Raw genomic sequence first — 12,243 nt, 5'->3', positions numbered from 1 at the left:
GCGCGTCAGGCAAACGGGTCCTCAACCTTGGGCCAATAGTTGCCATCGCGCTTGGTGAACGGGATATTGGCATAGTCCGGCGTGATCGCGCCGGGCCCCGCTATGTAGATCACCTCTGACGCAATCGGCGCGAACCCGGCATAGAAATGCTGCGAGGATTTCACGACAACCGCTTTCATCGCGCTCAGATCCAGCCCCAGATCGGTGAACCCCATCGGGTGAAACGCCTGCGTGCGCTTGTCGCTCAGCACCAGATGTACGCCATCGGTTTCCAGCCAGACACCGGTGCCCATGCCCATCTCGGTTTCGCCCATCATCATGTGTATGTTCTCGCGAATGGCGCGGATTGTCACCGTCAGATCAATTGGATCGCCCGACATCGGCCCGACCTTGCCACCCAGCCGCACCTGCATGCGCCCCCCGGCCCCGGTGTCGCGGCACATCTGAACCAGAACCGGATCCCAGAAGATGCCAATCGCAACGTCGCGCATGCCCCGGTCCAGAACCTCGCGCAGCACAAACGTCGAATCCGCTGGCGCCCCGCCCCCGGCATTGTCCGCAAAATCCGCCAGAACAATCGGAAACGCGTCGGCGGCCTCGACCTTGTCCAGCGCCTCGGGAATAGACGGCCAGTCAGGGCGCAATTGTTCACGCAGATCCCACAAACGCGCGCCAAACTCCGCCGCGACAGCCTCGGCCAGATCTGCATCCCCATCAGTGATCGCCAGCATCCGGGTGCCAACCCGGGCGCAATCGCCCCAGGGAAACCCATGCGCCAAAGACAATGACAGCACTCCGTCCTTACCCTCACGCGCCTGCATCGCATCCACGAACCCGCGCATCGGCGCGCGCGTCGTGTGATACATCGTGATCATCCGGCAATCATAATCGCGCATCACCGGCGTGATTTTGCCCTCGGCCGTATCCGCCGCCAGCGTAAACAATTCGCGCGCGCGGTCCGGGCTGTCGGTATGCGGGTATTCTTTATAACAAACGATCAGGTCCGCCGCCGCCATCATCTCATCCGTCAGATGATTATGCGGATCGATCTCCAGCCCGATCACGGCCTCATCCCCCAGGATTTCGCGCGCCCGGGCCAACAGATCGCCTTCGCAATCGTCATACCCGTCCGCAATCATCGCGCCATGCATCGACACCAGCAGGATATCCGGACGCACCTTGCGCACATCGTCCAGAATCTCATCGCGATAAGTTTCATAATCTTTGCGATTGGTCGGCCCCGCAGGCTGCGCAAACGCTGACAGGCTTTCCGAAACGTCCCACCCGCGCGCCTCGGCCATACGCCGCCATTCATGCAGCGGCGCAGAAAACAGATTGGGGGGCTCCTGCGTCGCCGTCCGGCTTACACACGCCTCTTCAAAGGCAAGCCGCCCCGTCGGGATCGGCGAAAACGAATTCGTTTCAGTGGCAAGTCCAGCGATCAGAACTTTCATGCGGTTCTCCTAAACGGCAAGGCGGACCACGGCGGTCACGGCTGCAGCTTAGTAACAGATCCCGGTTCGGTCCAAGCAGTTTCGCGCCCGTCCGCAAACAGGTCGTCGCCGCGCGTCCAAATGATCAGAAAAAGGGGAGGCAGATGGTGGGTGATAAGGGATTTGAACCCCTGACATCTTCGATGTGAACGAAGCGCTCTACCACTGAGCTAATCACCCATGCCGCGTGCATTTATCCAAGCTTGCGGGTCCGTGCAAGCCCCTGCACTGCGAATTCTTGATGTGGGAAAGGGGGCAGATCCGTGCCCTGCCCCGCTTCCGATCCGTGAGCGGTTTATTCCGCGGCCTGAACGTTCATGTCGTCGTCATTATCCGGCATATCGTCGTCGGAGCCGCTCAGCGACTGGCGCAGTTTGCAGATGATGACGCGTCCGTTCGCCTTTTCTTCGGTCCGGTTGATCCGCAGCTTGCCAAGCGGCTGCAGGTTCAGTTCGCGCCCACTGTTGATCGTCTCGCCCAGAACCGCCAGCATCGCCTCGACCGTGGGCTTGGCCCATTTCTTCTTGACGCCCGAGCGTTCGACGACAAGGTCGATCAGTTCTTTTTTCTTCAGGTCGGCTTCGGCCACAACCGGGTCGCTGACCGCGACCACGGTGGGCTCAGGCGCCTCGACCGGGGCGCTCGCCTTGGCACGGCTTGTGGTCGTGCTGCGTTTTCGGGTGGTCGTCGGGGTTTTTCGGGGTGTGCTCACCATAACTGCCTCGCTTTTTTTCCGCTTTGGACAAAATCCTAGCCGAATACGCTCAATGTTTCCAGAATTGTTCACCGAATTCGTCAATTTTCGGTAAAAAGTCGCATTTTTCCCCGTACTTGCGACTCCAAACCGACCGTTCCAACGAAAAAGGGCAGGCCCTTCAGCCTGCCCCTCTCATTCAGATGTCACGCAATTCAGTGCGCCGTGGCGGATGCTCCGTCTTCGGGCCGGATCGCGGCGCGGGCCGCAGCGGCTTCTTCTTCAGCCGCCTCATCCCACTCGATCGGCTCGGGCTGACGCACCAGCGCCAGTTCCAGCACCTCGGACACATGGCTGACGGGGATGATCTCAAGCCCCTCTTTGACATTGTCGGGGATCTCGGGAAGATCCTTTTCGTTTTCCTGCGGGATCAGCACCGTCTTGATACCGCCGCGCAGGGCCGCCAAAAGTTTCTCCTTCAACCCGCCAATCGCCAGCGCGTTGCCCCGCAATGTGACCTCGCCTGTCATGGCGATGTCCTTGCGCACCGGGATCTGGGTCAGCACCGACACAATCGATGTCACCATCGCCAGACCGGCAGACGGCCCATCTTTCGGCGTCGCGCCTTCAGGCACGTGCACGTGGATGTCCCACTTGTCAAAGCGCGGCGGCTTGATGCCCAACTGGGGCGAGACCGACCGCACATAACTTGACGCCGCCTCGATGGATTCCTTCATCACATCGCCCAGCTTGCCGGTGGTCTTCATCCGGCCCTTGCCCGGCAGGCGCAACGCTTCGATCGACAGCAGTTCACCTCCGACCGACGTATAGGCCAGCCCGGTGACCACACCGATCTGATCCTCTTTCTCGGCCAGACCATAGCGGAACTTCTTCACGCCCAGGAAGTCATCCAGATTGTCAGGCGTGACAGTCACACTGTCGGCCTGCTTCTTGATGATCTGGGTCAGCGATTTCCGCGCCACCTTGGCGATCTCGCGTTCAAGGTTCCGCACCCCGGCTTCGCGGGTGTAATACCGGATGATATCGGTCAGCGCCTCGTCCGTCAGTTCGAACTCTTTGGCCTTCAGGCCGTGGTTCTTCACCTGCTTTGAAATCAGGTGCTGCTTGGCGATCTCACGCTTTTCGTCATCGGTATAACCAGCCAGCGGGATGATCTCCATCCGGTCCATCAGCGGACCCGGCATGTTATAGCTGTTCGACGTGGTCAGGAACATCACGTTGGACAGGTCATATTCGACCTCAAGATAGTGGTCCATGAACGTGCTGTTCTGTTCCGGATCCAGAACCTCCAGCATTGCCGACGCAGGGTCGCCCCGGAAATCCTGCCCCATCTTGTCGATTTCATCCAACAAGATCAGCGGGTTCGTGGTTTTCGCCTTCTTCAGCGCCTGAATGATCTTACCGGGCATCGACCCGATATAGGTCCGACGGTGACCACGGATCTCGGATTCATCACGCACCCCACCCAGAGAAATCCGGATGAATTCGCGCCCCGTCGCCCGTGCGACCGACTTGCCCAGACTGGTCTTGCCAACGCCCGGAGGGCCGACAAGGCACATGATCGGGCCCTTCAGCTTTTTCGACCGCTGCTGAACCGCCAGATATTCGACAATCCGCTCTTTGACCTTTTCCAGACCATAATGATCGTCGTCGAGGATCTTCTGAGCCCGGCCCAGGTCCTTCTTCACGCGGGATTTGGTGCCCCACGGGATCGACAGCATCCAGTCCAGATAGTTGCGCACGACAGTTGCCTCGGCGCTCATCGGGCTCATGTTCTTGAGCTTTTTGAGTTCCGCATCAGCCTTTTCACGGGCCTCTTTGCTCAGCTTGGTCTCGGCAATCTTGGCTTCCAGTTCGGCAACCTCGTTGCTGCCGTCCTCGCCATCGCCCAGCTCCTTCTGAATGGCCTTCATCTGCTCATTCAGATAATATTCGCGCTGGGTTTTCTCCATCTGTGTCTTGACGCGGGTCTTGATCTTCTTCTCGACCTGCAAGACCGACATTTCGGCCTGCATCAGGCCATAGACCTTCTCAAGACGTTCGCTCACCGACAGGGTTTCCAGAAGCTCCTGCTTCTGTTCCACTTCGATGCCCAGATGGCCCGACACCAGATCGGCCAGCTGCGCTGGATCGGTGGTTTCACCCACCGCCGTCATGGCTTCTTCGGGGATATTCTTGCTGACCTTGGCATAGCGTTCGAATTCGCTGGCCACCGTGCGCAGCAGCGCCTCGGTCGCGGTCACGTCGCCCGGCATTTCCATCAGATACTCAGCGCGCGCTTCAAAGAAATCCTCGTTCTCAAGGAATTCGGTGATGCTCACCCGCGCCTGCCCTTCGACCAGAACCTTCACGGTTCCGTCGGGCAGCTTCAGCAACTGCAGGACATTGGCCAGCACGCCGGCGCGATAGATCCCGTCAACATTCGGGTCGTCATCCGCCGGATCAATCTGGCTCGACAGCAGGATCTGCTTGTCATCCGCCATGACCTCTTCCAGCGCGCGCACCGACTTTTCGCGCCCCACGAACAATGGAACGATCATGTGCGGGAACACGACGATATCGCGCAGCGGCAGCACCGGGTATGAGGAATTGAGTGGTTCTTGCATGCTCTTTCCTTATTCTTGGCAAATCGGCACTGGTCCCTGTTTTCAGGCAACCATCGGCCGACTCCGTTCTCGGTTAGAAGAGATGGGGCGCGGCGCCGCCTTTTTCAACCGAAGTGTCATAACAGTGTTAACCTGCTCCCTAGCGGGGGCAAGGCATCAATTCAATGCATAGCGGCAACGGATCCAACTTTCCGCTGTGTGGGCATTGATCGGGCGCATCAGCCGCCGTACACAAGGATCAGATATTTCGGAGCTTTTATGACCTGAGTCCTGCGGGCCGCCCCGGTCGCGGCCCACACCAGACACCCCGACCCGATACAGCCGCCTTTTGGCGGAAGGGTCGCGTTTGGCCGTAAAGTTGACTACACCTGTCTGCATTGAAGCAGGCACTTTCCGAAAGTTCCCCGATATGACCCGCAGGACTATTCCTGATTTTCTCAATAGCCCGCCCCAAACTGACGCCGGCCCTGACCTGTCTGCACTGGGATGGAAGCCGTTCTTCGCCGCCCAAATGGTCAATATGCCCGCCAACGCCCGCCCCGCCCGTGTCACGGCCGTACACCGCCATCACCTTGTCCTGACCACGGCCGACGGCCCCACCACCTGCCCGCCGTTTGAGGACGCAACTGTCGGCGACTGGCTGGTGCTGGACCCGGACACCGGCCAGCCCACAGCCCTGCTGGAGCGCACCAGCCTGTTCAAACGCCGCGCCCCCGGCACCGACCGCCGGACCCAACTGATCGCCACCAATGTCGACACCCTGTTCATCGTCAGTTCCTGCAATCAGGATTTCAACGTTGCCCGGCTTGAACGCTACCTCGCCCTGGCACACGAAGCCGGCGTAACCCCGGTGATCGTCCTGACCAAATCCGACCTCACCGACGACCCTGACAGCTTCCGCCAACAGGCCGCCGCGATCCAGCCCGGCCTGCTGGTCGAAACGCTCGACGCCACCCGCTCCGATGCGCTCGACTGTCTGCGCCCCTGGTGCGCCAAAGGGGAAACCGTGGCGCTTGTCGGCTCCTCTGGTGTCGGAAAATCCACCATCGCCAATACGTTGACCGGTGACGGCCAGATGGAGACCGGCGCAATCCGCGAAGACGACGCCAAGGGCCGCCACACCACGTCGCACCGCCAGATGCTGCCGCTCCGCGATGGCGGCTGGCTGATCGACACGCCGGGCATGCGTGAATTGCAGATGGCCGACGTGCGCGCCGGCATCGACGAAGTGTTCGCCGACCTGACCGACCTTGCAACCCAATGCCGGTTCCGCGACTGCCAGCACGACACCGAACCCGGCTGCGCTGTCACCAAAGCCATCAAAGCCGGAACCGTCGATCCCGCCCGGCTGAACCGCTGGAAAAAGCTGCTGGCCGAAGACGCCTATAACGCCAAATCACTGGTCGAACGCCGCGCGTCCGACAAGGCGTTTGGCAAGCTGGTGCGCGGCATTATGAAAGACCAAAAGAACCGCTAGCCCCCGGAGACAAGATGGGCGGGGCGCCCCGCACCGTAAGTCCGCTGTGTAACCCCGCCCCCCCTCGCGAGCGGTGCAGGGGCGTCGCCCAAATCGCCTTGCAACCCACGGAAATCTATGATTCTCCAACTCACGTCAAAGTTGTAAGGTTTGAAAGGCCCCGTTATGAAACCCATTCTGCTCGCAGGTGCCATCCTGCTGTCGTTCACACAAGTTGCCGCCGCCGCCGACCGAAAACTCGCAAGCTACTACATCAAGAATGGCAAGACCGAGGTCTCAGGCGCCTACCTTATCAATGGCTATACCCCCAACAGGTCTTGAAATACGTCTCACAGGACTGCGACGGCCAGGTCGGAACCATGGTGCACAAAGGCAAACCCAAAAAGAAAAAGGCGTGCTTGTTCAAAAATACACCACAACCTGTTCCGGTGGTCTGGTCAGCAAATACAAAGGGTCCAGTGCCGCATTCGAAGTCGAACTCATGCCCGACGGCCGCACCCTCGTGGAAATCACAACATCCGACGGAAGCGGCAACATCATCTACCTCAAGGAATATCGCTAGTCCCTGACGGGACGGCGGGCGGGGCGATCCGCGCAGCGGGAGCGGCGAACCGCCCTCCCGTCACACCGGCTCGATATCCCCCAGTGCCCGCTGCGCATGAAACGCGGCCTCCCAGGCGTCGAACCGGCCTTCGGAAATCGCGTCGCGCATGCCCTGCATGATTTCCTGGAAATAATGCAGGTTGTGCCAGGTCAGCAGCATCGACGAAATGATCTCCTGCGAGCGGAACACATGATGCAGATAGGCGCGGGAATACTTCGAACAGGCTGGGCACGAACACGCCTCGTCCAACGGGCGCGGATCATCCTGGTGCCGCGCGTTCTTGATGTTCAGCACGCCGCGCCGCGTAAACACCTGCCCCGTCCGCCCCGACCGGGACGGCAGCACGCAGTCCATCATGTCGACCCCGCGTTTCACGGCCCCCACGATGTCATCGGGCTTGCCCACCCCCATCAGATAGCGCGGTTTGTCGGTCGGCAGCATGTCGGGCGCGTAGTCAAGACAGTCAAACATCGCCTCCTGCCCCTCGCCCACGGCCAGACCACCGATGGCATATCCGTCAAATCCGACAGCCTTCAGCGCCGCACCGCTTTCTTCGCGCAGGTCCTGCTCCAGTCCGCCCTGCATGATCCCGAACAGCGCATGTCCGGGCCGATCGCCAAACGCATCCCGCGACCGCTGCGCCCAGCGCATCGACAGGCGCATGGACTCGGCAATCCTATCCCGATCCGCAGGCAAGGCCGGGCATTCATCGAAACACATCACGATGTCCGATCCCAACAGCCGCTGGATCTCCATCGACCGTTCCGGGGTCAGCTCATGCTTGGAGCCGTCAATATGCGATTTGAACGTCACGCCCTTTTCGGTCAGCTTGCGCAGATCTGCCAGTGACATCACCTGAAACCCACCGCTATCCGTCAGAATGGGCCGGTCCCAGTTCATGAACTTGTGCAAACCGCCCAACCGGTCGATCCGTTCCGCCGTCGGGCGCAGCATCAGATGATAGGTATTGCCCAGCAGGATATCCGCACCGGTCGCGCGCACGCTTTCGGGCATCATCGCCTTGACCGTTGCCGCCGTGCCCACCGGCATGAAGGCCGGTGTCCGGATCTCACCGCGCGGCGTTGAAATCACCCCGGTGCGTGCCTTGCCGTCGGTCTGGTTTACCTGAAACGAAAATACGCCTGACATCACAACCCTCATACCTGATTGCCGCCTTTTGCGCCAATTGCCCGCCCTTGCCAATCCCCCCGGCTGGTTTAAGCCGTGGCGCGCCCCGGCCAGGACTTGTATCGATTGCCCATGGACCTGTCCCCCCGATTCCGCCTTGTCACGGTGCTGCTGCTCTGGTGCGCCGGGCTGGCTGCGGCTGCGCAGTTTTCCAAAATCGCAGTGCCCTTCGATCTGGTTCAGGCCGCGTTCCCGCAGGCGGGTACCAGAATTGGCTGGTTGCTGACCCTGATCAGCGCCACAGGTGCGCTGCTTGGCATGGTGGCAGGCACCCTAGTCGGACGCCTGGGGTGCGAGCGCATCCTGTTGCTGTCGTTACTCGTCGGCGCGGCAAGCTCGCTGTGGCAATCCACCCTCCCCGATCTGCCGGTCATGATGGCCTCGCGCCTGATCGAAGGCCTGTCGCATCTTGGCATCGTCGTTGCCACCCCGACCCTGATCGCCGAAATCAGCACCGACCGGATGCGCGGCGCCGCCATGTCATTGTGGAGCTCATTCTTTGGGGTCGCCTTTGCCGTCACGGCGTGGCTTGGCTATCCCCTCGCGTCAACCCACGGTCTGTCCGCCCTGTTCACGGCACATGGGCTGTTCATGGCCGCCCTTGTGGCCATTCTTTTCTTCATCCTCCGGCGCACCACCCCCGCACGCACAGCGCCTGCCACAGCGCTGTCGCTCGGGTTGATCCTGACCCAGCATCGCGTCGCGTTCCGATCCCCCTATATCGCGGCCCCCGCCATCGGCTGGCTGTTCTACACGCTGACCTTCGTGTCACTGCTGACCATCCTGCCGGGGCTTTTTCCCCCTGACACGCGCAGCACCGTGACCGGCCTGATGCCGCTGGCCAGCATCGCGGTGTCCCTGCTGATTGTCCCTCTTCTGCTCAGCCGGGTTCCGGCGGTATCGGTTGTCATGCTTGGATTTGTACTTTCGGTTCTGACCCTTGCCCTGCTCATCCTCGGCGTGCCGGTCGCCATCGTCGCCATCGCCCTGTTCGGAGTGTTGGGGTTGGTGCAGGGGGCCAGCTTTGCCGCCGTGCCGCAACTGAACGGATCGGTCGAAACCCGGGCGCTGGCCAACGGCGCGATGGCGCAGATGGGCAATATCGGCAACCTGCTTGGCACGCCCCTGTTGCTGGCCCTGCTGACCTTCACCGGGATCGAAGCCGCCTTTGCCGCCATTGCCGGTCTCTACCTTGTCGGGGCCATCCTGCACCGACTGTTTGCGATCCAACGCAAGCGGACCGGGACGTTTCAAGGGCCGTAACACCCCGGTCAAACATCCGCAGAAATCCTGTCGAACCATCAGGATCCGCAAGACAAAGCCACCGTTTCACGTCATACCGACTTGAAAAACAGCGACTCAACCCACAAATGTATACCATTGTACACCAAAATGAGGGGCATTCATGACCGAAGACGCAATCATCGGACTTATTTCGCAGAACGTCATCTATCTTCTGGGTGCGGTCTTTATCGTGATCATCATCCTGCGGGGCATCAAGATCGTTCCGCAGTCCGAAAAATATGTGGTGGAACGGTTCGGACGGCTGCATGCGGTGCTTGGACCGGGTATCAACTTTATCGTGCCCTTCCTTGACTATGTCGCCCACCGCGTGTCGATCCTTGAACGCCAGTTGCCGACCGCCAGCCAGGACGCGATCACGTCCGACAACGTGCTGGTTCAGGTCGACACGTCGGTCTTCTACCGCATTCTTGAGCCGGAAAAGACAGTCTATCGGATCCGCGATGTCGATGGCGCGATTGCCACCACCGTGGCCGGGATCGTGCGCGCCGAAATCGGCAAGATGGATCTGGACGAGGTGCAATCAAACCGCGATCAACTGATCACCGCCATAAAGGCCGCCGTCGAAGACGCCGTTGACGATTGGGGCATTCAGGTCACCCGCGCCGAAATCCTTGACGTGAACCTTGATCAGGCCACCCGCGACGCGATGCTGCAACAGTTGAACGCCGAACGCGCCCGTCGTGCTCAGGTGACCGAGGCCGAAGGCACCCGTCGTTCGGTCGAACTGGCTGCGGACGCCGAACTCTACGCCGCCGAGCAAACCGCCAAGGCCCGCCGGATCGAAGCCGAAGCCGAAGCCTATGCCACCGAAGTTGTCGCCAAGGCGATCCAGCAACATGGCATCGAAGCCGCGCAATACCAGATCGCCCTGAAACAGGTCGAAGCCCTGAATGCGCTTGGTAACGGTGACGGAAAACAGACCATCCTCGTGCCCTCACAGGCGCTCGAAGCCTTTGGAGACGCCTTCAACATGCTGAAAGGACGCAGCTGATGACAGAGCCGCTCTGGAACCTGTGGTGGGTCTGGATCGCCGCGGCCCTCGTGCTTGGCATCCTCGAAGTGCTCGCGCCCGGCTTTGTCTTTCTCGGCTTCGCCTTTGGCGCCCTCGCCGTCGGGCTGTTGCTGCTGAACACCGGGTTCGGCCTGAGCCTGTCGGTGCTTCTGCTGATCTTCGCAGCTCTGTCGCTGGTGGCGTGGCTGGCCATGCGCCGCTTCTTCGCCTTGCCAAAAGGTCAGGTCAAAACCTTCGATTCAGACATCAACGACTGACCGATAACTGCGGATCAGCCCGGCATGCGGGCTGATCCACCTCATTTCAGGGGCGTCAGATAAAGCCCCAGTTGTCGGCCTCAACAACCAGATCATTCCCAGACAACAGTCCCGGAATGTCCAAACCGCTCACCGCAACAACATTCTCGATCCCCTGCGTCGTGATCCCAAGATCGGCAAGGGTCAAATCGCCATTCTCAAACGCGGCCGCGCCGTCCTCGGTCAGCCGCAAGAACAGTGTATCTGTCCCCTCGCCGCCAACGAAGCGATTGGTATCAGCCGCGCTGTTGCCGCCCAGAAGCGCCTGATCGGTATAGACAAAGGCATCCGCCCCGCCGCCACCAAACGCCGTGTCATTGCCCGCGCCATCGATCAGAACATCGCGGCCCGCATCGCCGAACATGCGGTCATTGCCGCCATTGTCGACCAGCACATCACGACCGGCACCGCCATAGATGCTATCGTCACCAGAGCCACCGGCAATCAGATCATTACCCAGCGCGCCTTCGATCCGGTCATTGCCAAGACCACCCAGCGCAACATCATCGCCACCTTCCAGCATTACGGTATCCGACCCACCGCTGGCCAGAACCATGTCTGCGTCGATCCCACCGGTGATCACATCACGTTCATCCATCCCGATCGCCACGTCCGAGGTCAGCGATTCAAACTGGAACTGGCTGGCGATCCGGTCATAGGCTTCGGTCCGGTGCACACCGTCCAGCATCGCCACCTGATCAAACGGAATACCCACCAGCGCCGGATTAACCGTATAATTATCCAGCGTCAGCGGGTTCAGATACGTCTGGAACCCAAAGCTCGCGAAGTCGCCCGCGACCTCGTTCATCAACGCGCCCACTTCGATCACGGTGACGTCGATCCCCATAGCCTCGATCTCACCCACGCGGGCCGCCAGCTCGGCGTTCAGCGTTTCGCCCGTCACCTGACCGGCCAGCAACCGCTCCGGCGTCTGAACCAGGCTGAACGGCAACGTCGCCGGCCCTGGCGACGTATACAGCATCAGCGTCACCACCCCGGCATCCGCCAGCGTCTGGATCTGCGCCATCATCGCATCCGCCATCTCGACGCCATAGGCCACACTCGCCGCGATGATCTCGGCCTCGGTCCCTGTCGCGAAATCGATCTGCAGAATGTCATTGCCACCGATCAGCAGCGACACGGCCGTCTCCGTCAGATCGCTCTCAGGGGTCAGCGTCGCCAGGAACCGCTCGATCTGCGCCCCGACATCCACCCGGACCTCGGCATTCGGATCTTCCGGCGGCAGGAACCCTCCGACCATCTCGTTCCACGTCCGATCGGTCAAAAGCCGCGCGCCGCCGATCGCAAAATTCATCGCGTCTTCCGGCGCGACCCCCAGATGCTGACCCAGAAAATCAGCATAGTTGAGCCCCGTGGTGAACCGCCCATAGGGCGTCAACTCGGGGCTGTACATCGGCACGCCAAAGCTCTGATAGAAAAAGCTCTGCGCAATCCCCGCGTCCGACCAGCTATCGCCGAAAAAAACAAGGCTCTCGAAATGTGGTGTGTTCGTCATGTAATCCTCCCTGGATCGCGCTATGGTAGAG

Annotated in this window: 11 protein-coding genes and 1 tRNA gene; 6 read left to right on the top strand and 6 right to left on the bottom strand. The window is 60.6% G+C overall.

Annotated elements, in window-relative coordinates:
- Nucleotides 1–5 precede the first annotated feature (5 nt).
- The 4 genes from FOY56_RS16080 to lon form a co-directional block, all read right to left on the bottom strand.
- Nucleotides 6–1,454, bottom strand: a complete 1,449-nt coding sequence (locus FOY56_RS16080; RefSeq protein WP_146346888.1) for a M81 family metallopeptidase — start codon at nucleotides 1,452–1,454, stop codon at nucleotides 6–8.
- Between the two features lie 144 nt (nucleotides 1,455–1,598).
- Nucleotides 1,599–1,673 (bottom strand) — tRNA-Val (locus FOY56_RS16075).
- Between the two features lie 115 nt (nucleotides 1,674–1,788).
- Nucleotides 1,789–2,208 (bottom strand): HU family DNA-binding protein, encoded by a 420-nt coding sequence (locus FOY56_RS16070; protein ID WP_146346887.1) that lies wholly within the window; start codon nucleotides 2,206–2,208, stop codon nucleotides 1,789–1,791.
- 194 nt (nucleotides 2,209–2,402) lie between these two features.
- Complete coding sequence (lon, locus tag FOY56_RS16065) at nucleotides 2,403–4,814, bottom strand: endopeptidase La (RefSeq protein ID WP_146346886.1); 2,412 nt, start codon at nucleotides 4,812–4,814, stop codon at nucleotides 2,403–2,405.
- 409 nt (nucleotides 4,815–5,223) lie between these two features.
- Here lon and rsgA point away from each other — a divergent pair, with 409 nt between their 5' ends.
- The 3 genes from rsgA to FOY56_RS23630 all read left to right on the top strand — a co-directional run bounded on the left by rsgA (nucleotide 5,224) and on the right by FOY56_RS23630 (nucleotide 6,853).
- Nucleotides 5,224–6,291 carry a ribosome small subunit-dependent GTPase A gene (rsgA, locus tag FOY56_RS16060; RefSeq protein WP_146346885.1) on the top strand — a complete coding sequence of 356 codons (1,068 nt, stop codon included), beginning with the start codon at nucleotides 5,224–5,226 and terminating at the stop codon, nucleotides 6,289–6,291.
- 165 nt (nucleotides 6,292–6,456) lie between these two features.
- A complete protein-coding gene (locus FOY56_RS23635; RefSeq protein WP_186766358.1) occupies nucleotides 6,457–6,612 on the top strand; it encodes a hypothetical protein in 156 nt (51 codons plus the stop codon).
- A 73-nt stretch (nucleotides 6,613–6,685) separates the two neighbouring features.
- Entirely contained in the window at nucleotides 6,686–6,853 is a 168-nt protein-coding gene (locus FOY56_RS23630) for a hypothetical protein (protein ID WP_186766357.1), read from the top strand.
- Between the two features lie 60 nt (nucleotides 6,854–6,913).
- Here FOY56_RS23630 and tgt read toward each other — a convergent pair whose 3' ends face one another.
- The gene (gene tgt / locus FOY56_RS16055) at nucleotides 6,914–8,044 is read right to left on the bottom strand and encodes a tRNA guanosine(34) transglycosylase Tgt (RefSeq protein WP_146346884.1); all 1,131 of its coding nucleotides are present in this window, start codon (nucleotides 8,042–8,044) and stop codon (nucleotides 6,914–6,916) included.
- A 111-nt stretch (nucleotides 8,045–8,155) separates the two neighbouring features.
- On the opposite strand from tgt, the gene FOY56_RS16050 reads away from it, so the two are divergent.
- The 3 genes from FOY56_RS16050 to FOY56_RS16040 all read left to right on the top strand — a co-directional run bounded on the left by FOY56_RS16050 (nucleotide 8,156) and on the right by FOY56_RS16040 (nucleotide 10,657).
- Nucleotides 8,156–9,346: an MFS transporter gene (locus FOY56_RS16050; RefSeq protein ID WP_246139512.1), complete on the top strand. Its 1,191-nt coding sequence runs from the start codon at nucleotides 8,156–8,158 to the stop codon at nucleotides 9,344–9,346.
- A gap of 142 nt (nucleotides 9,347–9,488) precedes the next feature.
- Nucleotides 9,489–10,379 (top strand): SPFH domain-containing protein, encoded by an 891-nt coding sequence (locus tag FOY56_RS16045; RefSeq protein WP_146346882.1) that lies wholly within the window; start codon nucleotides 9,489–9,491, stop codon nucleotides 10,377–10,379.
- Nucleotides 10,379–10,657: an NfeD family protein gene (locus FOY56_RS16040; RefSeq protein ID WP_146346881.1), complete on the top strand. Its 279-nt coding sequence runs from the start codon at nucleotides 10,379–10,381 to the stop codon at nucleotides 10,655–10,657. Before FOY56_RS16045 ends, FOY56_RS16040 begins: the two co-directional genes overlap by 1 nt.
- Before the next feature lie 55 nt (nucleotides 10,658–10,712).
- Here the strand turns inward: FOY56_RS16040 and FOY56_RS16035 are convergent, their stop codons facing one another.
- A complete protein-coding gene (locus FOY56_RS16035) occupies nucleotides 10,713–12,212 on the bottom strand; it encodes an SGNH/GDSL hydrolase family protein (RefSeq protein WP_186766356.1) in 1,500 nt (499 codons plus the stop codon).
- Nucleotides 12,213–12,243: the final 31 nt, after the last annotated feature.

The sequence above is a fragment of the Falsiphaeobacter marinintestinus genome, from assembly GCF_007923355.1.
Taxonomy (GTDB): domain Bacteria; phylum Pseudomonadota; class Alphaproteobacteria; order Rhodobacterales; family Rhodobacteraceae; genus Phaeobacter_A; species Phaeobacter_A marinintestinus.
This window is presented reverse-complemented; position numbering and strand designations above follow the sequence as displayed.

What these genes read in the sequence shown, in the direction of transcription:
- FOY56_RS16080 (WP_146346888.1), bottom strand. Translation starts at nt 1,454, where the DNA reads ATGAAAGTTCTGATCGCTGGACTTGCCACTGAAACGAATTCGTTTTCG.
- FOY56_RS16070 (WP_146346887.1), bottom strand. Translation starts at nt 2,208, where the DNA reads ATGGTGAGCACACCCCGAAAAACCCCGACGACCACCCGAAAACGCAGC.
- lon (WP_146346886.1), bottom strand. Translation starts at nt 4,814, where the DNA reads ATGCAAGAACCACTCAATTCCTCATACCCGGTGCTGCCGCTGCGCGAT.
- rsgA (WP_146346885.1), top strand. Translation starts at nt 5,224, where the DNA reads ATGACCCGCAGGACTATTCCTGATTTTCTCAATAGCCCGCCCCAAACT.
- FOY56_RS23635 (WP_186766358.1), top strand. Translation starts at nt 6,457, where the DNA reads ATGAAACCCATTCTGCTCGCAGGTGCCATCCTGCTGTCGTTCACACAA.
- tgt (WP_146346884.1), bottom strand. Translation starts at nt 8,044, where the DNA reads ATGTCAGGCGTATTTTCGTTTCAGGTAAACCAGACCGACGGCAAGGCA.
- FOY56_RS16050 (WP_246139512.1), top strand. Translation starts at nt 8,156, where the DNA reads ATGGACCTGTCCCCCCGATTCCGCCTTGTCACGGTGCTGCTGCTCTGG.
- FOY56_RS16045 (WP_146346882.1), top strand. Translation starts at nt 9,489, where the DNA reads ATGACCGAAGACGCAATCATCGGACTTATTTCGCAGAACGTCATCTAT.
- FOY56_RS16040 (WP_146346881.1), top strand. Translation starts at nt 10,379, where the DNA reads ATGACAGAGCCGCTCTGGAACCTGTGGTGGGTCTGGATCGCCGCGGCC.
- FOY56_RS16035 (WP_186766356.1), bottom strand. Translation starts at nt 12,212, where the DNA reads ATGACGAACACACCACATTTCGAGAGCCTTGTTTTTTTCGGCGATAGC.